The organism is Rhodococcus sp. ACPA4 (genome assembly GCF_002300185.1).
Lineage (GTDB): Bacteria > Actinomycetota > Actinomycetes > Mycobacteriales > Mycobacteriaceae > Rhodococcus_F > Rhodococcus_F globerula.
On sequence record NZ_NSDY01000002.1, the window covers coordinates 958,175 to 983,424 of the forward strand.

Genomic DNA, 25,250 nt, shown 5'->3' on the forward strand with positions numbered 1-25,250 from the left:
ATATAGGGCGCACTGGCCGAATTGCGATACTAGTTGACCCCGTTGTGACGGAGAATTTGTCGACGTGGCCTCGGCTCTGCAATAAATTAAGGTCTGCCTTACCTTTGTGCGGTTGTTGTGCGTTTCGTGTTTCACCGATGTTGGAGATTGTCGTGAGTCTTGTGTTCGGCGAGGTGCTCTTCAAGGAGTACGTGACCCCGGGAATGGTCCGGATCGTGTTCGGTGGGGAGGGCTTGACCACGTTCCGATCAACAGGTGTCGGTGACGAGTATCTCCGCCTCCATTTCCCGGTTCCCGCAACGGGTAAGTTCGTTCTGCCGGAAGAAGATCCGCACGCGCCACGCGGATGGCGATACCCGGAAGGGGAGGAAGCTTCGCCGTGCCAGCCTTACACGGTGCGACGGTTCGATTCCGAAACCAGCCGTATGACTGTCGATTTCGTGGTTCACGACGGTGGGATAGCCAGCGATTGGGCGCAGAACGCCGCGATTGGTGACGCGCTGGCGATCGGCGAGTCCCGCGGTCTGTACGAGCCACCGGTCGGTGCGTCCTGGCAGGTGTTTGTTGCCGACGCAACCGGACTCCCGGCATTGGGCGGCCTGATCGAAGAGTTGCCTGCGGGCATGTCGGCCAAGGCGATAGTCGAGGTGGTGGACGAGTCGCACAAGCAGCAGATCGAGTCGGCCGTGGATGTCGAATTCATCTGGTTAGTGGGCAGTGGCAATGGCATTGCGCCGTCGAAACTACCGGACGCGGTGCGTGCACTGAATCTGCCCACCGACCCCGGATACGTCTGGGTGGCAGGGGAAAGCACGATGCTGCGTGACATCCGCAAGTATCTCCGACATGAACTGAAGTTGCCGGCAGAGCAGTACAAGGTGATCGGCTACTGGACGTACAAGGCCGAAGTATGGAATGCGAAATACGAAGCGCTCGACGAGAGGATTCGGGCGCAGTTGGATGCGGCGTGGCAATCCGATCGTGACGAAGAGGAAATTCGTGACGAAGTCGAGAAGACGCTCGAGAGCGCGGGCTTGTGACTATCGCAGTCAACGAGAGCGAGAAGACTGCGGAACTGATCGACGAATCGCTGGCGGAGAAACAGAAGCAACCGGCCGGACTTGTCGAAACGAATTCGCGTCGAACCTTGGGGCTTGTTGTCTGCCTGGCAGTTCTCGGATGTGTTGTGCTCGTGAGTATCGCTGTCGGATCGAAGACCATTCCGTTCGGGACCGTCGTCGACGCGTTGATCAACTATGACGATTCCAACGATCACGTGATCATTCGTGATCTGCGATTGCCTCGCACACTGCTGGGCCTGCTGGTGGGCATGGCGTTAGGCGTAGCCGGTGCACTGATTCAGGCGATGACTCGAAACCCATTGGCGGACCCTGGAATTCTGGGTGTCAATGCCGGTGCGGGATTTGCGATGGTGGTTGCGGTCGCGGTGTTCGGGCTGACCAGCATCTGGTCGTACATCTGGTTCGCGTTCATCGGCGCGGTGATCGCGACCGTCATCGTGTACACATTGGGCTCGATCGGACGAGGCGGCGCCACTCCGATCCGGCTCACCCTTGCCGGCGTGGCAATCGGATCGGTGCTCGGCGGCATCTCGTCCGGAATCACCTTGCTCAACCCGACGGCATTCGACCAGATGCGTCAGTGGAACGCAGGTTCTCTCAGCGGTCGATCCTTGGACATCGTGCTGGCTGTGACACCGTTCATCCTGATCGGGCTCGTACTGGCGCTGGCTCTCGCGCGGCAACTCAACGCCGTCGCTCTCGGTGACGATCTGGCGCGTTCCCTCGGTGCCAACATCACCCGTACCCGTGTGATCGGGGTTGTTGCCGTGACCCTGTTGTGCGGCGCGGCCACTGCAGCTGCTGGTCCCATCGGGTTTGTCGGACTGATGGTTCCACACGTTGCCCGCTGGTTCGTCGGACCGGATCAACGCTGGATTCTTCCGTACACGATGGTATGCGCGCCGATCCTGCTCCTTGCCTCCGATGTGGTCGGACGAATCGTGCTGCGCCCCGGTGAACTTCAAGTTGGCATCGTCACGGCCTTCATCGGTGCTCCGGTACTGATCCTGCTGGTGCGCCGAAGCAAGGTGAGCGGCCTGTGAGTATCGACTTCGGGCGCCCCACAACGGTGGTGCGCTCACCCAAGGATGGCTGGTCGGCTCGGGTCGACGTCCGCAACGTCACCGTGTGCGTCGTACTTGTTGTCATCGGGTTGGGGATCGGCGTTATCGCCCTGGGCAGTGGCGACTATCAGGTGCCGATCACCGATGTCCTTGGCGCATTGTTCGGTGAGGCACCGGCGCGCATCCACATGGTTGTCGTGGAATGGCGTCTGCCACGGGTGTTGTTGGCATTGATGCTCGGTGCGGCGTTGGGTATGAGCGGTGCGATCTTTCAGTCGCTCACGCGAAATCCGTTGGGCAGCCCCGACATCATCGGCTTCAATTCCGGTGCATACACCGGCGCGCTTGTTGTCATTCTGCTGGTAGGCGGAACGTACTACGAGATCGCGGTGGGCGCGCTGGTCGGCGGAATCGCCACCGCGGCAGTTGTATACCTGCTCGCGTACAAACGCGGTGTGCAAGGTTTCCGTTTGATCATCGTGGGAATCGCGATCAGCGCGATGCTGGGATCGGTCAACACCTGGTTGATTCTCAAGGCCGAACTCGACGACGCGATGGCTGCCGCCGTGTGGGGAGCCGGTTCGTTGAACGGACTGGGATGGACCCAGGTGTGGCCGGTTGTCGTAGTCCTGGTTGTGCTGGTTCCGCTGATCTTGGTACTGGGCAGGCGGATGCAGATGCTCGAGATGGGTGACGACGCGGCCAAGGCACTCGGGGTTCGAGCTGAACCCACAAGGCTGTCGTTGGTGGTTCTCGGTGTTGCGCTCACTGCGATGGTGACGGCGGCGGCCGGTCCCATCGGGTTTGTCTCCCTTGCCGCACCACAATTGGTGCGGCGACTGACCGGCAGTGCGGGTGTGACGCTCTTGCCTTCTGCCGCAATGGGTGGGGCGCTGCTGATGATCAGTGACTGGGTCGCACAGCGAGCTTTTGCCCCGACACAGTTGCCTGTCGGAGTTGTGACAGTGTCCATCGGCGGTATCTATTTCGTCTGGCTCCTCGCACGTGAGGCCCGCAAGCAGTGAGCCCCGCCCATGCGATCCCCGCAAGCAGTGACCGGCGTAGGAATGAGGAAGAGCGTGAACGAAACCAGCGGGCAGAAGACAAATCGGCTGCGCGCCGAGGGCGTCACGATCGGGTACGACAAGCGGGTCATCTCGCAGAACCTCAACGTCGACATCCCCGACGGCGGCTTCACCGTCATCGTCGGGCCGAATGCCTGCGGCAAATCGACGCTTCTGCGGGCGCTCTCGCGCTTGCTCAAGCCCAGCACCGGCACTGTCCTGCTCGACGGCAAGGCGATCACGTCGTATCCAGCCAAGGAAGTTGCTCGTCGGCTCGGGCTGCTACCGCAGACGTCGATCGCACCCGACGGCATCAAGGTCGCCGATCTTGTTGCGCGCGGCCGGTATCCGCATCAGAAACTGATTCGGCAGTGGTCGCGCGAGGATGAGGCAGCAGTCATCACTGCTATGGAGGCCACGAAGGTAACGGACTTGTCCGCCCGACTCGTCGACGAACTGTCAGGCGGGCAGCGTCAACGAGTGTGGGTTGCCATGGTTCTCGCGCAGCAGACGCCACTGGTGTTGCTGGACGAGCCGACTACTTTCCTCGATATCGCGCATCAGATCGAATTGTTGGAGCTGTGCCGAGACCTGAACGAGAACGACGGTCACACATTGGTAGCAGTGCTTCACGATCTGAATCACGCGTGTCGCTACGGAACTCACATCATCGCCATGAAAGACGGCGCGGTTGTAGCCGAAGGCCCACCGGCCGAGATCATCACGGAAGAACTGGTGCAGGAGGTGTTCGGCATGGCGTGCCGCATCATCGACGATCCGGTTTCCCATACGCCACTGGTCATCCCGCTGGGACGGGAGCGGCAACGACGCATCGAAGGAGTGAAGGTATGACACTCCTTTTGGACACGCAGGTCACCGATTTCGAGTGGGCGCAGATAGTCGACCGCATCTCGCGACGTCAATTCTTCGGTGGCGCAGCAGGTGTGGCAGCGGGACTCGCACTGAGCGCCTGCGGAACCTCGGATGCGGAATCCGAGGCGGTCGGGGACACTGTTCCGTACACGTGGGCGGAGTTCAGCGGCGACGTTCCGCGCAGCCCCAAGCGTGTAGTGGTTCTCGACGGCCGGGTCGATCTCGAGTTCGCGATGATGATGGACTACCCGATCGTGGGGTCGGGCAATTTCTGGTTCCCCGATGAAAGCGCCGGGTTTCAATTCCCCGGACGCGCTATCGAGGACGCGAGCTTCGTCAACGTTGCCGGCGATTTCTCGACGAACTTCGAGGCGGTACTCGGCCTCGATCCCGATCTGATCGTGATGACTCATATCGGATACTCGAGCGACTGGTACGGCAGCGAACGCTTGGCGTCCATTGCACCGCTCTTGGTGGTCGGAGACGATATCGAACCGATTGCGGGACATCCGGTTGATTGGCGAGGTGCATTGCTGGCGCAAGCGCGTCAACTCGATCGCGTTGCCATCGCCGAGGCATCTATCGCCGAGTACGAGCGCAAGCTCGCCGAGTTGCGTCCGTTGTTGCAGGACAAGCTCGGCGGGAAGAAGCTGGTCTTCGGCGTCCAGACGCCGACGGGTTTTGTTGTACACCAGCGAAATCTGCGGATCAGCGTGGCACTGGACGCCGGACTCGATGTTCTCTTCCGTGACGACAACAATTCCGAGAACTCGTTCGAGGTGTCGTTCGAGCAACTCGATGTTCTGGCGCCGGCCGACGTGATCATCGCCCAGGCCAGAAACCAGGAAGCGCTTGACGTCATCAAGACGCAGCCGACGTGGCAGCGGTTACCCGTCGTGCAAGCGGGCAATGTGATCACGACGGACGCACGATACAACCAGGGATTCGCGCTCACATCGGCGATCTTCCTCGACGTTCTGGCGGATGCTGCCGGACGCTTCTGACCCCGGCGCCCGAGATATGCACAACCACGATCGATCCGTCAGTCGACAACCAGACTCGCTGCCACTAGTTCCGGCCTTATTGCCTCGAGACCGTGAATGACGCCCTGCTCGTGATCGCGCCATGCCGCAGGTGGTGAACGCTGATCAGATCGTTGTATCGACGACCGTTGGATCGGTCGTAGAAGTGGGTATCCAACGTCTCACCCGCGGCCCGGTGGTAAGTGCGCGGATGAATCAACGCCATCGAAACAGGATGGCGGCAGTCGGAATGGTTGTGCGGATCGTATTGTGCGCCTGATGGTGTGGGCGTTTGGCGCTGCAGGCGCGCCAGGACGGTAGGAATGCATCCGATACATCGGCTTGGAGAGAGTTGGCGGCGAATCGACGTGTCGCGGGAAGGCTTGGCTTTACGACAAGATCACGATCATGCTCGACGGCCTCGAAAGGCGTGTGGTCCGGTGACTTATCTACTAACTTAGAAGGTAATGCCCGATTCATTCCGTTGCGGGTTATGGTTCAGATTGATTCGGGTGGTTGCTCCACGAGAGGCGAGGATCATGGATCTCGAAGCGATTGTGCACATCCAACGGCTCAAGTACCGATATGCGCGTTCGTTGGATACTAAATCCTGGGTCGAATTCGCAGACACCTTGACGGTTGACGCCACCGCAATCTACGGTGAGCAACTCAGTTTCGACTCCCGTGATTCTTTTGTGTCTTTCCTCGAGAACACTCTCGGCTCCCATGTCATCACCGAGCATCAGTGTGGCCAACCGGAGATCGACGTCGACGGTGACACAGCGACCGGGGTGTGGTGCCTCGCCGATACCGTCGTGGTGCCGGAGGACGGCATGCTGATGCGCGGTTCGGCTTTTTATCACGACAGGTATGCCCTGTGCAGCGACGGTAAGTGGAGGATCTCGCATACCAGTTACGAGCGGACCTGGGAGTCGGTGATGTCGCTCTCGGACATGCCGAGCTTTCGGCTGACGTCGAACAAGTGGGCCATGTTGCAGCCGAACTCGTACGGTAACTCGATTCCGGCTGTGTCCGCAGGGTGACGGGCGAAGATATCCGGTCCTGGATTCGAGGACTGCCCGCGCTGACCGGGACACCCCCGCAGGCACCGTCGACCTTTCCCGACCGTCCGAACGACCTGTTCGTGGACTGGCTGCGTGAAGCCGTAGCCGCCGGTGTTCGCGAACCACACGTGTGCGCGCTGTCCACCGTCGACGAAAGCGGTGTCCCCGATACCCGCTACTTGATCCTCAAAGATGTGACGGACGCTGGATTTTGGTTTTCCGGCAGCTCGGTTTCCATGAAGGGGATTGAGCTGCAAGCGAATCCGCATGCGTCATTGGCGTTCTACTGGCGCGAGCAAGGGCGTCAGATCCGAATCAGGGGATCAGTGGAAACCGAAACCGGGCCGGTCAGGGACGCTGACTTTGTCGAGCGCTCCGTCACAGCGAGAGCCGTGGCGGCAGCGAGCCGGACAAGTCAGGTACTGACCGACCCGGACGAGTACAACCGAGTTGTCGAAGAAGCCGTGGCGCGCATCGACAAAGATCCAGGCTATGTCTGCGAGAACTGGCGTGCATGGTGCCTGGTTCCCGATACGGTCGAGTTCTGGCAAGCGGACCAAGGCCGTCGGCACCAGCGGTGGCAGTATCGCCGCACCGAAAACGGCGATTATCTCCGTGAGGTCCTGTGGCCCTGACCGGTCGTGCTACGTCGCGCTGATCTCCGGCGACACGAGGTTGACGACGATGGACTGCCCGCCGAGCTTTGCGTGAATCTCGGGATGCTCGAACCCCGACGAGAGCAGGTAGCTGCCGAGCATGGTCAGTAGCTCGTCCAGATCAATCGTCGGATCCGACGAATGCGAACTGGACGGCGATGCCTGGTTGGCAAGAAGTTCGGTGTGGGTGAGGCGTCCGGCAACACGAACTGCGGCTACGCCCATGGCGTCGCGTCGGACAACGGTGCGGCTACGAGTCTCGAGGTTGCGCGACGATTCACGGGAAGGTGTGGGTGTTGCGGCAGGCATGGACGGGTCCTCTCCGCTGCTGTGTGCTGCGGTGCTGTAGGTGGGGAGTGCAGTGTCGTGAGTCGGAAGTGCAGTGCTGTCAGTCGGAAGTGCAAAGCTGAAGGCGTCGGTCGGCTTACTTGGCGCAGGGTTGGCTGTTGCTGTGGAACTGGCGGAGCCGTTGGTGAGCCCACCATGTGATCCATTGGCGGGTCGATGTGCGGAACCGTTGGTGGCCCCGTTTGTCGACCCGGTGGGGTTACTTGCTCCATGCGAAGTCGTGTCTTCCATCGTGCGCTCCTGATGCTGTGTGCTCCTGGTGCCCGTAGTCGGACAGGCCCGTAAACAGACCATAGGTTTGCACAATTTCAGTAAACATACCAGGAGTCGGTTTTGCCTAACGCGCCTTCGGCAGTGATCGCTACGCGGGTACCGCAGTGATCACTACGCGGGTACCGCAGTGCGCCGTTGAATCTTCAGCCACGCCAGGAATCCCCACACGACAAAGAAGGCGTAAACGAGATAGAGGATCGCCGAAGGGTAGTAGCCGGCGCGGAAGAGTAAGGGAACGCCCACCGCGTCGACGCCGATCCAGATGAGCCAGAACTCGGTCCAGCCGCGGGCCATGCCGTAGGTGGCGAGGATCGACCCGGTGAAGATCCAGGCTTCTGCCCACGCGCCGTACGAGCCGAGGACCGTGAAGACCCAGGCGAAAATCACTGTGCCACTTGCCATGACGGTGACCATCGCCAGACGTTCGCGTGCGCTCGCCCAGTGCGGCAAGACGGCGTCGCCGGAACTGCGTGCACCGCGCCGCCACTGCATCCACCCGTAGATGCTGACGGTGATGAACAGCAACTGGCGGCCGGCTTGGCCGTAGAGATTGAGTTCCTGCGGCGTATGGAACAGCGCACCCATGAACACGGTGAACAGCAAGGCATTTCCGGCGATACCGACAGGCCATGCCCATACTGAACGCCGGGCCCCGGCAATTGCCGAGCCGATGCCGAAGGTGTTCCCGATGATCTCCCGCCACAAGATCGTGGCGCTGCCGATGTGAAGTTCGGCGTCGAACAGCGCCTCGATCAGGCTCATCAGTCTGCAGCGGCGACGAGTGGTTCGAGCGTCAGGTCGGGGAGTTCCTTCTGGATGTACTGCAGGCGCCACTTGTCGCTGACCAAGGCGAGCAGGACACCGTCCGAGCGCGTGAAGACCTCTACGCCGCGCTGACGGTTCAGCTCGACCTCGGATGCGGCGTCGGTGCGTCGTGCCAGTGCGTAGCCGAGCGGTTCCATCTTGGCTTCGACGTTGAATTCCGCCTTCATCCGAGCAGCGACGACCTCGAACTGCATGGGGCCGACAGCCGCCATGACGGGCGACGCGTCGCCACGGATGTCGTTGCGGAGAATCTGCACGACGCCCTCGGAATCGAGTTGGTCGACGGCACGGCGGAACTGCTTGTACTTTCCGGCGCTCTCGGCACGCAGGATCGAGAAGTGTTCCGGCGCGAAGGACGGGATCGGCGGGAACTCGGTCTTCTTTTCGGTGTACAGCGTGTGGCCGGGTGCGAGTGCGGTGGCGTTGACCAGGCCGACGACGTCGCCGGGGAACGCGGACTCGACGGTGGAACGTTCACGGCCGAATACCGTCTGCGCGTACTTGGTCGTGAAGGGCTTGCCGGTTTGGGCGTGCGTGACAACCATTCCGCGCTCGAAGACGCCCGAGACGATGCGCATGAACGCCAAGCGGTCACGGTGCGCGGTGTCCATGCCGGCCTGAACCTTGAAGATCACTGCACTGAACGGATCGGTGACCTCGCGCGGCTTGCCGTTGATGTCGTCGCGGGCACGCGGCGGCGGCGCCAACTCGACCAGGGTGTCGAGGATCTGGCGGACACCGAAGTTGAGCATGGCGGACGCGAAGATCACCGGGGACGTCTGCCCGGCAAGGAACATTTCCTGATCGTGGTCCTGGCCGGTAGCCGAGAGCAGTTCACTCTCCTCAGCCGCGGTTTCCCACTCGGAGCCTTCCTTGGCGAGGGCGGCGTCGGCGTCCATGATTTCTTCGGGAGCGATTTTTGCGCCACCGGCGGTGCGGGTGAACCGGACGTATTCGCGAGCTTCGCCGTCCTCGCCGCGTCGCAGCAGGCCGCGGAAGTCTCCGGCGATGCCGACGGGCCAGTACAGGGGAGTAGGTGTGAGGCCGATGCGCTCACTGATCTCGTCCAGCAATTCGAGCGGGGTCTGGCCGGGACGGTCCCATTTGTTGATGACCGTGATGACGGGGATGCCGCGGTGACGACACACCTGGAACAGCTTGAGCGTCTGCGGTTCGAGGCCCTTGGCGGCGTCGATGAGCATGACAGCCGCGTCGACGGCAGTCAGGACGCGGTACGTGTCCTCGGAGAAGTCGGAGTGGCCGGGGGTGTCGACGAGATTGATGACGTTGATCTGATCGTCGGGGGTCTCGGACGAGTGGTAGTTGAACTGCAGCGCGGTGGAACTGACGGAGATGCCGCGGGCTTTCTCCATTTCCATCCAGTCCGAGACCGTCGACTTGCGTCCGGCCTTGCCGTGGACCGCGCCGGCTTCGGAGATCTTTTTTGCGTGCAGGGCCAGCGCTTCGGTGAGCGTCGACTTACCGGCGTCGGGGTGTGAGATGACGGCAAAGGTGCGACGACGTGCAGCTTCGGCCGCGAGGCCCTTCGTGCTGACCGGAGCGGATGTGGCACCGGTGTCGGACTGGACAGTCGAGTCGGTGGGGACAGTCGAGTCGGACGGGGTAGTCAACGAAGAACCTCTCGCAGTGGGAGTAGTGGGCGTAGCGCGATGAAGCACGGGTGCGGACGCACAACAGAGAAAGGATACTCGCCCACGAATTTGCAGTAACACTCGGCGAACTTTGTCTGATTATCCAGATAGGTGTGCGCTGGATCACATGACGGGTTCGGCACTGTATTCAGGCGTTCTGAGGAGCAGCATTGAGCAAATTCACCGACGAGATGTACAAGAGTGCCGCTGTCAGCGATCACGGCATGGTGACGGGCGAACCGGATAGCCCGTTGCGGCAGACCTGGAGCGACATTCATCGGCAAGCGCGCCGGATGGCGGGTGGATTGGCCGACGCCGGGATCGATCACGGGGTCGCGGTCGGAATCCTGGCCGGTCAACCGGTGGACATCGCGCCGGCCTGTCAGGCGAGTTGGATGCGCGGCGCTTCCGTGACCATGCTGCACCAGCCGACACCGCGAACCGATCTGGCGGTGTGGGCGCAGGACACCCAGAAGGTGATCGACATGATCGCCGCGCGGGCGGTCATTGTCGGGAGCCCGTTCGACGCGGCAAAACCACTCCTCGAAGCCAGCGGCATCACGGTGGTCACGATCGACGAACTGCGAACGGGTCGGGCGATCGATCCGGTCGACACCGCGGAATCGGATATCGCTCTGCAGCAGTTGACGTCAGGCTCGACCGGTTCGCCGAAAGCTGTGCAGATCACGCACGAGAACTTTCACGTCAACGCGTACGCGATGGTCAATCGCATCAAGTTCTCGATCGACGAGGACGTCATGGTGAGTTGGCTCCCGCTCTTCCACGACATGGGAATGGTCGGATTCCTCAGTGTTCCCATGCAATTGGGGGCCGAGGTCGTCAGCATCACGCCGTTGGACTTTCTCCGCAGCCCGATCCTGTGGGCGGAGCTGATGGGAAAGTACGGTGGAACGGTCACGGCCGCACCGAATTTCGCGTACTCGCTTCTTGCTCGACGGCTGGCGCAAGCGGAGGACGGCGCTGTGGATCTCTCCACGGTCCGCTACATGTGGAACGGGGCAGAACCCGTCGACCCCGACACCTTGGACGCCCTCACCAAGGCCGGGGCACGGTTCGGATTGAACCCGACGGCGCTCGCACCGGCCTACGGCATGGCCGAGACAACTCTGGCGGTGTCCATCCCAGACCCGGGTCAAGGGGCGATCGTCGACTACGTGGATCCCGATTTTCTCGATGCGATGTCGCGGGCGGTTCCTTCGAACCGGCCCAACGCGCGGGCTCTCGCGACTCTGGGGAGACTTGTTCCGGACTTGGAGGGCCGCGTCGTCGACGGAGATGGGGAGGTGCTGCCGGCCCGAGGCGTCGGAATCATCGAGGTTCGAGGCAAGGCCGTCACACACGGGTACATCACCACCGAAGGTCGCCGATCCGCGCATGGCGCCGACGGCTGGTTCAACACCGGCGACGTCGGCTACCTCACCGAAGAGGGCCTCGTCGTGGTGTGTGGGAGGGTCAAGGACGTCATTATCATGGGCGGCCGCAATGTCTATCCCACCGATATCGAGCGGGCAGCCGCGACGGTGGTCGGGGTGCGACCCGGAAATGCGGTGGCTGTTCGGCTCGACGCCGGACGGAAGCGAGAGAGCTTTGCAGTTGCCGTCGAGACCAACGCGTTCGAGGACCCCGAGGAAGTTTCCCGTATCGAGCACGATGTGATCCGGGCGGTGTTCTCCGAAGTGGGTCTGCGGCCACGCGCCGTCGCGGTTCTGGGGCCCGGCAGTATCCCGAAAACGTCGTCGGGAAAACTGCGACGGTCCAACTCCGCCGCCCTGATCGGAAAGTGAAGGTCAGTGCAGGCGATTCTGCGCTGCTTCGAGTCCAAGTTCGAGGAGTAACTCCACTGCGTCTGCGGCTTCTTCGCAGACCAGATCGAGTTCTTTGCGCTCGGCTGCGGAGAACGGCTTGAGTACGTAGTCGGCCGGGTCCATCCGGCCGGGCGGGCGGCCGATGCCGACGCGCGTACGCAGGTAGTCCTTGGTGGAGAGTGAACTCGAGATGGAGCGCAAGCCGTTGTGGCCGCCCTCGCCGCCGCCCAGCTTGAGGCGGATGGTTCCGAAGTCGAGATCCAGCTCGTCGTGAACGACGATGATGTTCGACGGGTCAACCGAGAAGAACCGGGCCAGGCCGGCCACGGCACCACCGGAGAGGTTCATGTACGAGCGCGGCTTGCCGAGGATCACGCGTCGGCCGGCCAAGCGGCCTTCGACGATCTCGGCCCCACTCTTCTTGTGCGCGTTGAACTTTCCGCCCATCCGGCCCGCCAGGGTGCCGGCAACCATGAACCCGATGTTGTGCCGGGTCTTTTCGTACTGCGGGCCGGGGTTACCGAGTCCGATCACCAGGGCTGTATCTGTGCTCATCGGAGATTTCCTTTACCGACAGGGGAGTGGACGCGCAAACGGCGCGTCACTCCGAAACTCGGAATGACGCGCCGCGCACAAGCTGTGTTCTCGAGGAGAACGCGAGGATCAGGCCTCTTCGGTTGCTGCCGCTGCCGCTGCTGCTTCTTCCGAAGCTTCGGTAGCTGCTGCGGTGACGTTGACGATCAGCACGTCTGCATCTGCCTGCAGGGTCGAGCCCTTGGGGAGTTCGAGCTGGCTTGCCAGGATCTGGGTGCCGGCCTCGAGGCCCTCGACGGAAACCTCGATCTGCTCGGGGATGTGCAGCGCGTCAGCCTCGAGGGAGATGGTGGCGGCATCCTGAGCGACCATGGTGCCTGCAGCTGCGTCACCGGTGACGACGACGGGAACGTCGATCGTGACCTTCTCGCCCTTCTTGATGACGAGGAGGTCAGCGTGCTCGATGTAGTTGCGGATGGGGTGCACGACGACCGACTTGGTCAGTGCAACCTGCTCCGTGCCGTCGATGTCGAGCGTCAGCACAGCGTTGGTGCCGTGTGCGCGGAGGATGGAAGCGAAGTCGCGAGCGACGACGTTGAGGTGCTTGGGGTCTTCACCGTGGCCGTACAGAACCGTGGGGACCAGGCCGTCGCGGCGTGCGCGGCGAGCTGCGCCCTTGCCGAATTCGGTGCGGACGACAGCGACGAGGTTGTTCTCTTCAGACATGATGAAACGGCTCCTACAACTCACGGGGTTCGTGCTCGGTTTACTGACGTGTGGTTCTGTCGGCGACAGATTCTGCCTTCGGAAAGTGGACAGGCGCGCACACGGCCAGGAGCGAAACGCTCGAGCTGAGCCGTAGCCGCGTCGATCACGGAAAACCTGCAGTTAGTGGAGCAGCTGCGATTCACCCTCGCCGAGACAACGTTCCATACAGTACCGGAACTCGCGCGTCGCCGCGAATCGCCGCACGAGTTCCGGTACTTCCCGCTGTGTTCAGTTCACTGCTGCATCAGGAGCGGGCCGCGCTGATTCCGGCGCGACGCCCGAAGAAGCTGCCGTCGCCGAGGCTGGTTCCGCTGGCGTAGCCGCCCGCGCAGACACCGGACGTGCAGCGGCCCGCAGCGAACAGTCCGGGGATCGGCTCGCCGGAGACGTGCAGAACCTCGGAATCGACGGTTGTCTTCAACCCGCCGAGTGTGAAGCCGCCGGTGCGACCGCGCAGGTCGATCGCGGCGAACGGGCCGACGATCGGCTTGACCCACTCGGGCTTCTTGCCAAGCACCGGGTCGGAGTTCGACTCGGCGTGACGGTTGTAGAGATCGACAGTGGATTGCAGCGAGCCGACGGGAAGCCCCATTTCGGCTTCGAGTTCCTCGACCGTTTCCGCTACCCACGTCGGTTGCGCGCGCAACTGCGCACTGGACGATTCGGCGGCGATGCCTTCCTCGTATGCGGCTTCGTCGATGATGAGGAAAGCCTGATTGTCCTGCTGGAACAGCGTTGCCTGGCCGATGCGGCCCGGGTAGGTGTCCTCGGGGATGTATCGCTGACCACGGCCGTTGACGAGAATGCCGCGCACCATCAACTGCGGGTCGCAGAAGAACGCAACCTCGGTGGCGTCCATATGCGCGGTGTCGGCGCCGAGTGCCTGGCCGATCTGGATCGCGCGACCGTCGTGCGCCTCGATGGAAGCGGCCGGATGGCCGAAGATACGCGGCGCGTTGGAGCGCACCATCTCGTTGTTGTAGGCAAAGCTGCCCATCGCCAGCACAACACCCTTGTTGGCGCGGATCGCGACATCCTTGCCGTAACGCTTGGCGACAACGCCGACCACGCGGGGGCCGTCGACCACCAGAGTCTGGACGCGCAAATCGTATTCTGCTCGGACGCCGAGCTTTTCGGCCGTCTCGACGAGCGGCTTCATCAGCATGTAGCCGCCGCCCTGCTCGCCGGTCTTCTTCTCGGACATCTGCGGAACGTGTCCACGGGGCGCGGGATCGACCAGCGTGTTGAACGGCGCGGCGTTCTCACCGCCGGAGTACATGAGGCCGTCGTCGAAGGGCGGTTCCCAGCCGGGCTGACCCCAGAACGACTCCTTGAACGGAACGCCGGCGTCGACGAGCCAGTTGTAGTGATCGACGCTGCCTTCGCAGTAGGCATCGATCTTGGCGTCGTCGGTTCCCGGGCCGAGTGCGGCTTTCATGAATGTCTTCATGTTGTCGACGGTGTCGTCGAATCCGCATGCCTTCTGCAGCGCAGTGCCGCCGCCCAGGTAGATGAAGCCGCCGGCCAGTGACGCGGCACCGCCCCAACCGCCGGTTCGCTCGAGCACGAGCACGTCGGCGCCCGCGCGGGCAGCCTCGATTGCCGCGGTGACTCCGGCGATTCCGTAGCCGGCGACAACCACGTCGGCTTCGAAGTCCCAGCTAGAGATGTCGGAAACGGAAATCGGGGAAATTGTGGCGTCGGCCATGGGCGGCGTCCTCTCGCAAAAAATGAACTGATCAGGTGAGAGTCAAGATTTGCAGCTCCGCTCGTCTCCCGCCCGCTGTGATCCCGGTCATCGGGAGACGCTCAAATCCCGTACCGCGCCGAGAAAACTGTCTAGATCATTCTCGTCGACAAAACAGTGCGGGGACGCTCTGACGACGGCGTCGAGCCCGCGCGCTGTCATGTCGAGGAGTGTCGATCCGCGGCTGCTCACCGTCACAGTGATGCTCTGCATCGCAAGTCGACTGCGGACTTCGGCGGCCGGAACCGCGTCCAAGGTGAACGAGACGATGCCGCTGAGGATGGGTCCACGATCCTGGACTGTGACACCGGACAGCGCGCCCAGGCCCGCCCGAAGATAGTTCGCCCTCGATTCGATCTGCTGCGCAACGGTTTCCGTCCCCAGCAACAAGAGGTAGTCCGCCGCGGCGCCGAGTCCGAGGCGAGCCGCGACACTGGTTTCCCACAGTTCGAATCGTGTGGCATCCGGCGCGGGCACATAGGAATCGGGGTGGGTCCAGTCCGCTCCGTGCAGGTCCATCGCGGCAGGTTCGAGCGCGGTTGCCAGTCCGGGACGCACGTACAGAAACCCCGTTCCCCGTGGGCCCCGAAGCCACTTGCGACCCGTGGCGCTCAACGCGTCGACGCCGAGGGCAGCCACGTCGATGGGCAGTTGGCCGACCGATTGGCACGCGTCGAGAAGCACCAGTGCGCCGTGTCGCGCGGCCAGTTCGACAACCTCACGGACCGGGTTGACCAGGCCGCTGTTCGTGGGGGCGTGGACAACCGAGATGACGCGGACACGGTCGTCGAGCATCGCTTCGAGTGCGTCGAGGTCGATCCGGCCGTCGGAATCGCTCGGAATCACCTCGACCTTCGCGCCGGTCGACCGCGCCCGCCCCAGCGCGGCGATGGCGTTGCTGGCGTACTCGACACCGCAGATCAGGACGCGGTCGCCCGGGCTCAAGGGCACGGCTGCAAAAAAGTCGTTCCAGGCGCGGGTTGCGCTGTCGGTCAAGGCGATATCCGAAGGCTGGGCGCCGATCACCCGGGCCAGTGAGTGTGGAACCGCAGCCAGGGCATCGCTGCGGCGATCTGCGGCGACGTAGCCGCCGACGTCGGCTTCCAGACGCAGATGCTCGATCATCGCCGTCAATACCGGTTCGGGCGGTAGCGAGGATCCGGCGCTGTCGAGGAACGCTTTGTCGAGGCACCCAGGGGTGTCGCGGCGGATCGAGGTGAGGTCGAACATGGCACCATCCGTTCACTTCGGTGTGGTTCAAAGGCTCTGTGAACGAAGCTATACCGATGGACCGCACCCTGTGGACGTTCGACGCCGTGGTGATCGGCCTTGCCGCGATGATCGGTGCCGGAGTGTTCGTGGTGTTCGCGCCGGCAGCGGCAGCGGCCGGCACGGGATTGATGTTCGGTCTGGCGATCGCGGCATTCGTGGCGTACTGCAACGCCACGTCGTCGGCGCAACTGGCCGCGCGTTATCCGACCTCAGGCGGGACGTACGTCTACGGACGTGAGCAACTCGGGCCGTGGTGGGGGTTCATTGCGGGGTGGTCGTTTGTGATCGGGAAGATCGCGAGCTGCGGGGCGATGGCGTTGACCTTCGCGACTTACGTTGTACCCGAACCGTATCGGAAGCCCGTCGCCGTGGCGCTGGTGGTGCTGCTGGTCGCGGTGAACTATCGCGGTGTCACCAGGACCGCGCAGATGGCGCGAGGGATCGTCGCGATGTCCGTGACGGCAATCGGCGTGGGTTTGTGCGTATCGCTGTGGGGGCCGGGCGCTCATCGTGCGATGCCTGACGTTGTCTTCGGCTCCTGGTACGGGGTTCTGCAATCGGCGGGGTTACTGTTCTTCGCCTTTGCCGGGTACGCCCGCATCGCGACTCTGGGGGAGGAAGTCCGGGATCCTCGGCGCACAATTCCACGCGCAATCCTGATAGCACTGGGAGCTGCGGTAGTCATCTATGCACTGGTAGCGGTGGTTCTTCTGGTTACTCTGGGGCAGGAGAGACTTGCGGAGTCGACCCGTCCGCTCGCGGATGCCGTCGCGCTTTCCGGGTGGGGGTGGGCTGAACCGATTGTGGTCGTCGGCGCCGCCGCCGCATCCGCTGGTGCGCTGTTGGCGCTGATCGCGGGAGTGAGCAGAACCGCGATGGCGATGGGCCGGGAACGGGATCTGCCCCCGACTTTCGCAGCGGTTCACCCCAAATTTTCTGTGCCACATCACGCTGAACTGACTGTCGGAGCGATCGTGATCGCACTGGTCTCGATGGTCGATCTGCGTGGTGTGATCGGGTTTTCGTCGTTCGGGGTGCTGGTGTACTACCTAGTGGCAAATGTCAGTGCGTATACCCAAGGCGGCGCGGATCGGATGTTCCCGCGCTGGCTTCAGGTTGTCGGAGCGCTGGGATGTGCGGTCCTGGCGTTCACGCTGCCTACTTCGGCAGTTGCGGCGGGGACAGGTGTTGTTCTTCTGGGTTGTGGGTACCGGTGGATACGACTGAAAAAATTTGGCGACACGTAACACGGCAAAGGGTGCAATCGGTGTGTGCGGGCTCTATCGTCGGTACAACCGCTAGAGCCCGCGAACCGCTAGACATACCCAAAGGGGAAGTCGAATGGCAACCGCAGTACTGGAAACGACGCTGGACTCACGTCCCGCCGCCGAGGCATACATCGGTGGGGTGTGCTTCAAACAGGGCCCGCCGCGACTCATCGGGACCGAGGTCGAATGGCTGACCAGGGATGCCGGTGGTGGTCGTCCGTCGCTCGAAGCGCTGGCCCACGCGCTGGGTAAACATACGCCCACCAGCATCGACCCGGAATCTCCTGGCGCCCCACTTCCGGGTGGAAGTTATGTGACCGTCGAACCGGGCGGTCAGATCGAACTTTCCTCGGCGCCGCGCACGTCAGCCCGCGAAGTATGCGACTACCTGGGTGAAGACCACCGCGTGTTGAGTGCACTTCTGCACGATCAGTCCATCGAGATGTACGACGGTTCGGCGGATGAGCTGCGTGAACCACACCGCTTGCTGCGACTGCCCCGATACTGCGCCATGGAACATCAGTTTGCCTCTATCGGGCCGTACGGAACCCTCATGATGTGCAACACCGCCGCCGTGCAGGTGAGCGTCGATGCGGGTGGAAGCCAAGAAGCTATAGCGCGGCGGTGGCGACTCCTCGGCGACATCGGACCGGCTCTGATCGCCGCATTTGCGTGTTCGCCACAGCTGGAAGGGATTCCGCGAGGTGAGTGGGCGTCGCAACGGATGCGGACGTGGCTCGAACTTGATGCCAGGCGCACTATGCCCGTCGTCGATGCCGCCGATTATGCGCAGTGGGCCTTGAACGTCCCGCTGATGTGTGTCCGGAACAGTTCCGAAGACTGGACTGCGCCGCGGGGCGCCACGTTTGGCGACTGGATCGACGGGGCACTCGAATCCGACATAGGTCGTGCGCCCACGTCCGAGGATCTGGATTACCACCTGTCCACGATGTTTCCGCCGGTCCGTGCGGCAGGACATCTGGAGGTGAGGTACATCGACGCTCAACCCGGCGATCTGTGGCGCGTGCCGATAGCCGCGATCGATGCGCTGCTGTCCGGGCCTGCAGTGATGCAGGAAGCAAGCGATGCCGCGGCATCGACGGCGGGCCGCTGGCGTGATGCCGCGGAATACGGGCTGGTGGACGTCGAATTACGTTCGGCAGCAACATCTCTGATGTCGCTCGCAGCGTCGTATGCGCCTGATCCCGAGTTTGTTCGTCTCCTCGATCGTGCGGCCGAGCGGTGTTGTCGGGGCCTGGCACCGGTCGAGGGAACCTGATGTCGGCAGAGGTCACCAAGGAGGCGGTCGAGACCGTCCTGGATCGGGCACGAGCGCGTTCGCTGCTGCTCACCGATTGTGTCGACGACACCGAGTTGATCGCCCAGCACTCGCCGCTCATGAGTCCGCTGGTGTGGGATCTTGCCCATATCGGCAACCAGGAGGAACTGTGGCTGGTACGCGATGTGGGCGGGCGAGAACCGGTCAGGCGCGATATCGACGACATGTACGACGCGTTCAAACACTCGCGGCCCACGCGGCCTGAGCTTCCACTTTTGGACCCGGCCGAATCGCGTCAATACATACGTACGGTTCGAGGCAAGGTGTTGGACGTTCTGGCTGACAGCAACTTCGACGGAAAACCACTCGAACGCAGCGGGTTTGCGTTCGGCATGATCGCCCAGCACGAACAGCAACACGCCGAAAGTATGCTCGCGACACACCAATTACGTTCCGGCCCTGCGGCACTCGTGGCCACACCAGCTCCCGCTGTGCGGCGCAAGCCCCTTCATGACGAGGTGGTCGTTCCCGCCGGGCCGTTTGTGATGGGTACCGATGACGAACCGTGGGCTCTCGACAACGAGAGAACCGCTCACCAGGTGTATCTGGGCCCCTATGCCATCGGCCGATTCCCGGTTACCAACGGTGAGTTCATCGAATTCATCGACGACGGCGGGTATTCCCGGCCCGAACTGTGGTCGCGGGTCGGGTGGCGTCATCGCATCGATGCCAAGCTCACTGCGCCCTTGTTCTGGGAACGCGACGGATCAACGTGGTGGCAGCGGTCTTTCGGCACCGACAAACCGGTAGCGACTCGCCGCCCGGTGGTGCATGTCAGCTACTTCGAAGCCGAAGCCTATGCAACCTGGGCCGGCAAGCGACTTCCCACCGAAGCCGAATGGGAGAAAGCGGCGCGGTGGGATCCCGAATCCGGGCGGTCCCGCCGATTCCCGTGGGGCGATGACGCACCGGACGAGACTCGCGCCAATCTCGGCCAACGGCATCTGTCTCCGGCTGATGCGGGGGCATATCCCGACGGTGCGTCGGCGTACGGCGTGCAGCAGTTGATCGGGGACGTGTGGGAATGGACGTCTTCCGGTTTCCATCCGTACCCGGGGTTTCACGCGTTTCCATACCGTGAGTACTCCGAGGTGTTCTTCGGCGGTGATTACAAGATGCTGCGCGGTGGTTCGTTCGGAACCGACAGCGTTGCGTGCCGTGGCACCTTCCGCAATTGGGATCATCCGATCCGGCGTCAGATATTCTCCGGATTTCGCTGCGCCAGAACACTGTCCGGGCACGTCTGACATGTGCCGACATCTCGGCTACCTCGGACCGCCGCGCTTTGTCCGAGATCTCCTGCAGGGCGGAACCCATTCGCTGGTGAAGCAGTCGTGGGCGCCCCGTGAGATGCGCAAGGGTGGAGTCATCAACGCCGATGGCTTCGGCGTAAGTTGGTGGACGGCCGGGCAGTTGGGGCGGTATCGAAGTAGTACCCCGATCTGGTCGGATCCCACTGTCGAGGAAACGCTTTCACATATCCGCAGCGGATCGGTTCTGGCCGCGGTGCGGTCCGCGACCGAGGGAATGGCCGTCGAAGTCGGCGCATGCGCACCCTTTGTCGACACTACCTACGCATTCAGTCACAACGGAGTCCTCACCGGGTGGCCGAGTTCGGTTGCCGCTCTTGCACAGGAGGTTCCGACTGCCGCGCTGCTGACCATGTCGGCGCCAACAGATTCGGCACTGCTGTGGGCCCTGTTGCGTCATCGCTTGCAGGACGCATCTTCGTTGACGGGCACGTCGGTGGAAGCCGCATTGACCACCGTCATTCACGACGTCGAAGCAGCGGCGCCAGGTTCGCGTCTGAATTTCCTGCTCGGCGACGGGAACGAACTGTGGGCCAGCACCTGGGGCCATACGTTGTACGTTCTCGTCGACGAGTTGCAAGCACTGGTCGCGTCCGAACCCTTCGATGATTCACCCCAGTGGGAACAAGTTCCTGACAGGCACCTCGTCTGCGCCCGCCCCGGGCATTTGATCATCACCCCGATCCCGATGGGAGAACGATGAGCACCCCGATTCTCGAGATCTTTCTGACTCCGGACGACCTTGTCGAGCAACTACGGTCCGACGCTCGATCCGGCCTGACCGCGCAGGCGAAGTGGCTTGCGCCGGTGTGGTTCTATGACGCCCGAGGCAGTGAACTCTTCGAGCAGATCACCGAGCTGCCCGAGTATTACCCCACCCGCACGGAACGCGCTTTGCTGGCCGAGTGCGCCGGCGAGATCGCATCGTTGACTACACCGAAGATGCTGATCGAGTTGGGTTCCGGTTCCTCGGAGAAGACGCGCCTCCTGCTGGAAGCGATGTCTGATTCACTGCATACCTATGTACCGCAAGATGTTTCGGTGACTGCGTTGGAAGGTGCGGCAAAGGCGATCAGCGCGGAGTTTCCGGGTATCGACGTCATCGGAGTGGTCAGCGACTTCACCGGTTCGCTGCATCATCTTCCCAGCGGCGGCAGGCGAGCGGTCGCGTTTTTGGGCGGCACGCTGGGGAATCTGATTCCGGGCGAGCGCGCAGAGTTCCTCGCCGGTGTCGCCGAGGTCCTCGGCCAGAGTGAGAGCTTGATCCTCGGCGTGGGGTTGGTGACCGATCCGGCCGTGCTGGTTCCCGCATACGACGACAGCGCGGGAGTAACGGCGCAGTTCAACCTCAACGTGCTCAGCGTGTTGAACAAGCAACTCGGTGCCAACTTCCCGCTGGAAGCGTTCAGGCACGTCGCACTCTGGGATGCCGAGAACCAGTGGATCGAGATGCGGTTGGAAGCACTCCGCGATCTTTCGGTGCGGATCGAAGACCTGGATCTGGATATCACCTTCGCTGCGGGCGAGCAATTGCGTACGGAAATCTCCGCGAAATTCACCGTCGACGGAATCACTGCCGAGTTGGAGGCTGCGGGTTTTCGGTTACAGAAAGTGTGGACCGACGCCGATCAGCGGTTCGCGTTGTTGTGTGCGGAGCGAGCCTGACTTGGGTGCACTCGGATCCGGGCGCGCTGTCCTGATTGCAGCGACAATCGTGATGCTCACGATCCCGTTGGCACAATGCTCCGCTCAGACGGTTCCGCCACCCGGGGATCTCGAATCTGTTGGCAGCAGTTCGGAAGTCCCCACCGAGGACACGTTGCCGGAACTCGAGGTCACCACCCTCCTCGACGGACTGGACCATCCCTGGGATGTTGTGCAGGCGCCCGACGGAACCGTTCTCACCGGGCAACGGTCCGGAGGTTTTGTCGTTCGCCGCAGTGACAACACGACCGGCCCCGTCACTGCAGACCTTTCGGATCTCTACGCTCGGTCCGAGACCGGACTCATGGGAATCGCGCTTGCCCGCGACTTCGCTCAGTCCCGCACCCTGTACACCTGCCAGGGATTCAGCGCTGGGGGAGTAACGGATATTCGAGTGATCTCGTGGACGGTCGACGCCGGATGGACTGAACTCACGCGAACCGGAACCGTGGTGTCCGGCCTCCCGGTCTCGACGGGGCGACACGGAGGTTGCCGAATACTTGCATCCGAAGACGGAACGCTGTTGATCGGCACGGGTGACAGCGCGACGCCCAGTGTTCCGCAGGATCCGAACTCGCTGGGCGGCAAGGTCTTGCACGTCAACGCGGACGGCACGCCGGCGGCGGGCAACCCCAACCCGTCGAGTCCCGTGTACACACTCGGCCACCGGAACGTTCAGGGATTGGCCGTTCAACCCGGAACCGGCAGGCTCTATTCGGTGGAGCAGGGCACCAGCGTCGACGACGAGCTGAATCTACTCACCCCCGGCGGAAACTACGGCTACCGACCGGACCGGTTGCCCGGAACATACGACGAGTCGGTGCCGATGACCGATCCGTCCCGCGTGCCGGGCGCGATCGAAGCGGTATGGAGTTCGGGTAACTCGACGCTGGCAACTGCGAGCGCGGCATTTGCCTCGGGCCCGCAATGGGGTTCGTGGGACGGCAGCGTCGTCATCGGTGGACTCAAGAGCAAGAAACTGATCTTCGTGCGACTGAGCGACGACGGCCGCAGCGTCGACGCCCAGACGTACGGGTTGGAAGATCAGTACGGACGCCTGCGTTCGGTCACGCCAACGGCCAACGGATCTCTTCTTGTCACCACGGACAACGGCGAGAACGACCGGGTGCTGCTCGTGACGCCGTCTCCGTAGCCGAATTACCAGCCGTAGTAGGTGTCAGAAGCTCCAGATCAGCGGAATCAGAACCGTCGCAACCACGAGGAACCACACGAGCATCGGGAGTCCGAGCTTCCAGTAGTCGCCGAACTTGTAGCCGCCAGGGCCCATCACCATCATGTTGGCGGGGGTTGCGACGGGAGTCAGGAACGACGCGGCGGCCGCGACGGTCACGGTCATCAGGAGCGGCACCACCGAGATGTTCAGCTCGGAGGCGACGGAAATTGCGATCGGCGTGATGATCAATGCCGTCGCGGTGTTGCTGATGAGCTGGCCGAGCGTTGCGGTGACGAGGAACAGTCCGGCAACAACGACGTACGGGCTGGCGCCGCCGATGACGTCGACAAAACCGTGGGCGAGTTTCTCGGCAGCGCCGGTCTGTTGAATTGCCGTGGAAAGCGGGATCATTCCACCGACCAGGATGAGGGTGGTCCACGAGATCGAGCGGTGGGCCTGTTCGACGCTGATCACGCGCAGCAGGACCATCGCGCAGGCGGCAAGAAGACCCGCGACGGCGGACGGGACCAATCCGAACGTCAGCATGATCACCATGGCGGCGACAACGACCAGCGACATGATCGCGCGGGTTCCGAGCGGCGCGGCCTGCTTACGGATCAAGGCAGGCGGGTCGACAACAAGGACGTTCGGGTCCACGGACGTGTGAGTGTCCAGGTCGTCCCAACTGCCCTGCAGCAATAGTGTGTCGCCGGCAGCGAGCCTGATACCGCCAGGCCCACAGGGCTCGCCGGCTCGCGCTGCGGCCAGAACCACCAGATCGCCACTGTCGGTAAGCATGCCGGGGAAAACCTTGTCGCCGATGATCTCCGAACGAGGCGGAACGATCACCTCGACAACACCGTCGTCCTTGGTGATCAGCGGCGCGTCGGATTGATCGCAACCGCCCGCGACGGCGTATTGCTGTGCGAGTGTTTTGGCGTGCCGGCTCAGGTCCGGTGACATCGACGTCCCGGCGCGGTGGGGCAACACGCGAGGACCGAGAAAGACTGCGATCGCAATGGTTCCGAGAACCAGTGGCGCGCCGATCAAGGTGAAGTCGAAGAAGCCGAATGCGCCGACACCGGCGTCGGCGGCGGCGTCGGAGACGATGATGTTGACCGGTGTGCCGGTGAGCGTGAGCATCGAACCGGCATGCGCGGCAAAGGCGAGCGGGAGCAGCAGTTGCGATGTGGACCGGCCGAGTCGGACCGCGAGGACGACCACCATCGGGATCAATGCGGCTACCGCACCGTTCACACTGATCAATGCTGTCAGTGCGGCGACCAGCAACATGATTGCGCTCACCAACCGAACGCGTGAATCGCCTACCTTCGTCAGAAGTTTCTCGCCCGCCCACGTCGTGACTCCTGTGGCGTCGAGCGCTTCGCTGACGACAAAGAGTGCGGCGATGAATATGACTGTGGGATCACCGAATCCGGCCAGTGCCTGTTCCACCGAGATCACCCCGGTTGCGGCCAGCGCCAGTGCGGTTCCGATCGCGATGATGCCGACCGGAATTCTGCCTAGGACAAACAGAGCCACAACCACGGCAAGCACGACAAAGGTGATGGTGATGTCATTCACGATTCGTAAAGCTACCTCCCACCACGGCTACCGCCCTGCATCGCATACAGAACGACCCCGTCTCGGAAGGAGGCGGGGTCGAAGGGACGGACGCGGTGGAATTAGTTGGAGGCGGCGATGCGCGCCTTCTCGAGAGCAGCGAGTGTGCGGAGCACGGTTGCCTTCTGCTTGTTGAGATCGCTCAGGCGAGCACGAGCAGGCAGACCCTGGGCAAGTTCGGCGACCTTGATCTGCTCGTCGATGGAACCGAGCTGATCGAGAAGCCCCAGAACGCGCGTCTGCAGCGTGTTGATGTCGACGGTGTCCGTCTTCACCGGAGCGGCAACGCGAGTCGCAGTGCCCGTGCTGGAGGGGCGAGAAGCGCGTGCCGGTGACGTGTCGGCAACAACGGTGGCCGCGCGCGGGCGGATGGCCTTGCGGACAGCGGCAGCGTCGGGGAGAACGTCCATGCGGATTTCGTTGAGGACGCGGCGAGCTTCGCGTGCCGTGACGCGGTATTCACGCTCTTCGTCGTCGTCGGACTGCAGCGTTCCGCCGAGCGGACGCAGGCCGTACATGCCGAGGAATCGCTTGGCGTCGTCGATGATGCCTTCGTTTTCGCGGCACCGTTCGCAGCGCGGTTCGTTGCGGAACATTTCTACGGAGTTGTCGTCACCACACCAGACACAGGATCCTGGGCGCCACCGCCGGACCGTCGGAGCTGAAGAATTCGGTGAATGAGATTCGGGCCGGGATGCCGAACGAGATTCCAGGGTTTGCGCGTCGATCACGACGAGCCACATTAGGCGAAGATTGCGGGCA

At 62.7% G+C, this 25,250-nt stretch carries 24 protein-coding genes; 14 read left to right on the plus strand and 10 right to left on the minus strand.

Features of this window, described 5'->3' with window-relative positions:
- The first annotated feature begins 152 nt into the window (after nucleotides 1-152).
- The 5 genes from CJ178_RS27795 to CJ178_RS27815 are packed head-to-tail and all read left to right on the plus strand — an operon-like array spanning nucleotide 153 to nucleotide 5,087.
- The gene (locus CJ178_RS27795) at nucleotides 153-1,040 is read left to right on the plus strand and encodes a siderophore-interacting protein (protein WP_257013478.1); all 888 of its coding nucleotides are present in this window, start codon (nucleotides 153-155) and stop codon (nucleotides 1,038-1,040) included.
- Nucleotides 1,041-1,042: 2 nt separating this feature from the next.
- On the plus strand, nucleotides 1,043-2,125 hold the full coding sequence (locus tag CJ178_RS27800) for a Fe(3+)-siderophore ABC transporter permease (protein WP_045069828.1): 1,083 nt from the start codon (nucleotides 1,043-1,045) through the stop codon (nucleotides 2,123-2,125).
- Complete coding sequence (gene fepG / locus CJ178_RS27805) at nucleotides 2,122-3,171, plus strand: iron-enterobactin ABC transporter permease (RefSeq protein ID WP_095888460.1); 1,050 nt, start codon at nucleotides 2,122-2,124, stop codon at nucleotides 3,169-3,171. Before CJ178_RS27800 ends, fepG begins: the two co-directional genes overlap by 4 nt.
- 42 nt (nucleotides 3,172-3,213) lie before the next feature.
- The gene (locus CJ178_RS27810; protein WP_179300852.1) at nucleotides 3,214-4,062 is read left to right on the plus strand and encodes an ABC transporter ATP-binding protein; all 849 of its coding nucleotides are present in this window, start codon (nucleotides 3,214-3,216) and stop codon (nucleotides 4,060-4,062) included.
- Nucleotides 4,059-5,087 carry an ABC transporter substrate-binding protein gene (locus CJ178_RS27815; protein WP_095888461.1) on the plus strand — a complete coding sequence of 343 codons (1,029 nt, stop codon included), beginning with the start codon at nucleotides 4,059-4,061 and terminating at the stop codon, nucleotides 5,085-5,087. The genes CJ178_RS27810 and CJ178_RS27815 overlap by 4 nt, the downstream gene beginning before the upstream one ends.
- A 76-nt stretch (nucleotides 5,088-5,163) precedes the next feature.
- Here CJ178_RS27815 and CJ178_RS32930 read toward each other — a convergent pair whose 3' ends face one another.
- Complete coding sequence (locus tag CJ178_RS32930) at nucleotides 5,164-5,331, minus strand: hypothetical protein (RefSeq protein ID WP_179300853.1); 168 nt, start codon at nucleotides 5,329-5,331, stop codon at nucleotides 5,164-5,166.
- Nucleotides 5,332-5,644: 313 nt separating this feature from the next.
- Between CJ178_RS32930 and CJ178_RS27820 the strand changes: the two genes are divergently transcribed.
- Both CJ178_RS27820 and CJ178_RS27825 read left to right on the plus strand, forming a co-directional pair.
- Nucleotides 5,645-6,148 carry a nuclear transport factor 2 family protein gene (locus CJ178_RS27820; protein WP_033234278.1) on the plus strand — a complete coding sequence of 168 codons (504 nt, stop codon included), beginning with the start codon at nucleotides 5,645-5,647 and terminating at the stop codon, nucleotides 6,146-6,148.
- A complete protein-coding gene (locus CJ178_RS27825) occupies nucleotides 6,145-6,804 on the plus strand; it encodes a pyridoxine/pyridoxamine 5'-phosphate oxidase (protein ID WP_095888462.1) in 660 nt (219 codons plus the stop codon). Before CJ178_RS27820 ends, CJ178_RS27825 begins: the two co-directional genes overlap by 4 nt.
- 9 nt (nucleotides 6,805-6,813) lie before the next feature.
- Here the strand turns inward: CJ178_RS27825 and CJ178_RS27830 are convergent, their stop codons facing one another.
- The 3 genes from CJ178_RS27830 to CJ178_RS27840 form a co-directional block, all read right to left on the minus strand.
- Nucleotides 6,814-7,404, minus strand: a complete 591-nt coding sequence (locus tag CJ178_RS27830; RefSeq protein WP_045069288.1) for a hypothetical protein — start codon at nucleotides 7,402-7,404, stop codon at nucleotides 6,814-6,816.
- A gap of 153 nt (nucleotides 7,405-7,557) precedes the next feature.
- On the minus strand, nucleotides 7,558-8,208 hold the full coding sequence (pnuC, locus tag CJ178_RS27835) for a nicotinamide riboside transporter PnuC (RefSeq protein ID WP_095888463.1): 651 nt from the start codon (nucleotides 8,206-8,208) through the stop codon (nucleotides 7,558-7,560).
- Nucleotides 8,208-9,902, minus strand: coding sequence for a peptide chain release factor 3 (locus CJ178_RS27840; protein ID WP_033234282.1), 1,695 nt, complete (start codon nucleotides 9,900-9,902; stop codon nucleotides 8,208-8,210). Before CJ178_RS27840 ends, pnuC begins: the two co-directional genes overlap by 1 nt.
- A gap of 191 nt (nucleotides 9,903-10,093) precedes the next feature.
- Here CJ178_RS27840 and CJ178_RS27845 point away from each other — a divergent pair, with 191 nt between their 5' ends.
- The gene (locus CJ178_RS27845; protein ID WP_033234283.1) at nucleotides 10,094-11,728 is read left to right on the plus strand and encodes a fatty acyl-AMP ligase; all 1,635 of its coding nucleotides are present in this window, start codon (nucleotides 10,094-10,096) and stop codon (nucleotides 11,726-11,728) included.
- Nucleotides 11,729-11,731: 3 nt separating this feature from the next.
- Here CJ178_RS27845 and pth read toward each other — a convergent pair whose 3' ends face one another.
- The 4 genes from pth to CJ178_RS27865 form a co-directional block, all read right to left on the minus strand.
- Complete coding sequence (gene pth / locus CJ178_RS27850) at nucleotides 11,732-12,304, minus strand: aminoacyl-tRNA hydrolase (protein WP_033234284.1); 573 nt, start codon at nucleotides 12,302-12,304, stop codon at nucleotides 11,732-11,734.
- Nucleotides 12,305-12,412: 108 nt separating this feature from the next.
- Nucleotides 12,413-13,009, minus strand: coding sequence for a 50S ribosomal protein L25/general stress protein Ctc (locus CJ178_RS27855; protein ID WP_033234285.1), 597 nt, complete (start codon nucleotides 13,007-13,009; stop codon nucleotides 12,413-12,415).
- Nucleotides 13,010-13,295: 286 nt separating this feature from the next.
- Nucleotides 13,296-14,759 (minus strand): FAD-dependent oxidoreductase, encoded by a 1,464-nt coding sequence (locus CJ178_RS27860; RefSeq protein WP_033234286.1) that lies wholly within the window; start codon nucleotides 14,757-14,759, stop codon nucleotides 13,296-13,298.
- 87 nt (nucleotides 14,760-14,846) lie between these two features.
- Nucleotides 14,847-16,028 (minus strand): aminotransferase class V-fold PLP-dependent enzyme, encoded by a 1,182-nt coding sequence (locus CJ178_RS27865; protein WP_095888464.1) that lies wholly within the window; start codon nucleotides 16,026-16,028, stop codon nucleotides 14,847-14,849.
- A 56-nt stretch (nucleotides 16,029-16,084) separates the two neighbouring features.
- Between CJ178_RS27865 and CJ178_RS27870 the strand changes: the two genes are divergently transcribed.
- The 6 genes from CJ178_RS27870 to CJ178_RS27895 all read left to right on the plus strand — a co-directional run bounded on the left by CJ178_RS27870 (nucleotide 16,085) and on the right by CJ178_RS27895 (nucleotide 22,844).
- Complete coding sequence (locus CJ178_RS27870) at nucleotides 16,085-17,317, plus strand: APC family permease (RefSeq protein WP_095888716.1); 1,233 nt, start codon at nucleotides 16,085-16,087, stop codon at nucleotides 17,315-17,317.
- Nucleotides 17,318-17,411: 94 nt separating this feature from the next.
- Nucleotides 17,412-18,617 (plus strand): ergothioneine biosynthesis glutamate--cysteine ligase EgtA, encoded by a 1,206-nt coding sequence (gene egtA, locus CJ178_RS27875; protein WP_033234288.1) that lies wholly within the window; start codon nucleotides 17,412-17,414, stop codon nucleotides 18,615-18,617.
- Entirely contained in the window at nucleotides 18,617-19,924 is a 1,308-nt protein-coding gene (egtB, locus tag CJ178_RS27880) for an ergothioneine biosynthesis protein EgtB (protein ID WP_095888465.1), read from the plus strand. Before egtA ends, egtB begins: the two co-directional genes overlap by 1 nt.
- A gap of 1 nt (nucleotide 19,925) precedes the next feature.
- Nucleotides 19,926-20,690, plus strand: coding sequence for an ergothioneine biosynthesis protein EgtC (gene egtC / locus CJ178_RS27885; protein WP_095888466.1), 765 nt, complete (start codon nucleotides 19,926-19,928; stop codon nucleotides 20,688-20,690).
- Nucleotides 20,687-21,652 carry an L-histidine N(alpha)-methyltransferase gene (egtD, locus tag CJ178_RS27890; protein WP_033234291.1) on the plus strand — a complete coding sequence of 322 codons (966 nt, stop codon included), beginning with the start codon at nucleotides 20,687-20,689 and terminating at the stop codon, nucleotides 21,650-21,652. Before egtC ends, egtD begins: the two co-directional genes overlap by 4 nt.
- Nucleotides 21,653-21,704: 52 nt before the next feature.
- Entirely contained in the window at nucleotides 21,705-22,844 is a 1,140-nt protein-coding gene (locus tag CJ178_RS27895) for a PQQ-dependent sugar dehydrogenase (RefSeq protein WP_095888717.1), read from the plus strand.
- A 24-nt stretch (nucleotides 22,845-22,868) separates the two neighbouring features.
- Here the strand turns inward: CJ178_RS27895 and CJ178_RS27900 are convergent, their stop codons facing one another.
- Together CJ178_RS27900 and CJ178_RS27905 are read right to left on the minus strand one after the other, a co-directional pair.
- Complete coding sequence (locus CJ178_RS27900) at nucleotides 22,869-24,449, minus strand: SLC13 family permease (protein WP_095888467.1); 1,581 nt, start codon at nucleotides 24,447-24,449, stop codon at nucleotides 22,869-22,871.
- A gap of 101 nt (nucleotides 24,450-24,550) precedes the next feature.
- A complete protein-coding gene (locus tag CJ178_RS27905; protein WP_072782650.1) occupies nucleotides 24,551-25,219 on the minus strand; it encodes a hypothetical protein in 669 nt (222 codons plus the stop codon).
- Between the last annotated feature and the right edge of the window lie 31 nt (nucleotides 25,220-25,250).

Bases quoted from the DNA above. Each gene is read 5' to 3' on its own strand.
- CJ178_RS27810 (WP_179300852.1), top strand. From the start codon at position 3,214: ATGAGGAAGAGCGTGAACGAAACCAGCGGGCAGAAGACAAATCGGCTG.
- CJ178_RS27815 (WP_095888461.1), top strand. From the start codon at position 4,059: ATGACACTCCTTTTGGACACGCAGGTCACCGATTTCGAGTGGGCGCAG.
- CJ178_RS32930 (WP_179300853.1), bottom strand. From the start codon at position 5,331: ATGGCGTTGATTCATCCGCGCACTTACCACCGGGCCGCGGGTGAGACG.
- CJ178_RS27820 (WP_033234278.1), top strand. From the start codon at position 5,645: ATGGATCTCGAAGCGATTGTGCACATCCAACGGCTCAAGTACCGATAT.
- CJ178_RS27830 (WP_045069288.1), bottom strand. From the start codon at position 7,404: ATGGAAGACACGACTTCGCATGGAGCAAGTAACCCCACCGGGTCGACA.
- pnuC (WP_095888463.1), bottom strand. From the start codon at position 8,208: ATGAGCCTGATCGAGGCGCTGTTCGACGCCGAACTTCACATCGGCAGC.
- pth (WP_033234284.1), bottom strand. From the start codon at position 12,304: ATGAGCACAGATACAGCCCTGGTGATCGGACTCGGTAACCCCGGCCCG.
- CJ178_RS27855 (WP_033234285.1), bottom strand. From the start codon at position 13,009: ATGTCTGAAGAGAACAACCTCGTCGCTGTCGTCCGCACCGAATTCGGC.
- CJ178_RS27860 (WP_033234286.1), bottom strand. From the start codon at position 14,759: ATGGCCGACGCCACAATTTCCCCGATTTCCGTTTCCGACATCTCTAGC.
- CJ178_RS27865 (WP_095888464.1), bottom strand. From the start codon at position 16,028: ATGTTCGACCTCACCTCGATCCGCCGCGACACCCCTGGGTGCCTCGAC.
- CJ178_RS27870 (WP_095888716.1), top strand. From the start codon at position 16,085: ATGGACCGCACCCTGTGGACGTTCGACGCCGTGGTGATCGGCCTTGCC.
- egtA (WP_033234288.1), top strand. From the start codon at position 17,412: ATGGCAACCGCAGTACTGGAAACGACGCTGGACTCACGTCCCGCCGCC.
- egtB (WP_095888465.1), top strand. From the start codon at position 18,617: ATGTCGGCAGAGGTCACCAAGGAGGCGGTCGAGACCGTCCTGGATCGG.
- egtC (WP_095888466.1), top strand. From the start codon at position 19,926: ATGTGCCGACATCTCGGCTACCTCGGACCGCCGCGCTTTGTCCGAGAT.
- egtD (WP_033234291.1), top strand. From the start codon at position 20,687: ATGAGCACCCCGATTCTCGAGATCTTTCTGACTCCGGACGACCTTGTC.
- CJ178_RS27895 (WP_095888717.1), top strand. From the start codon at position 21,705: ATGCTCACGATCCCGTTGGCACAATGCTCCGCTCAGACGGTTCCGCCA.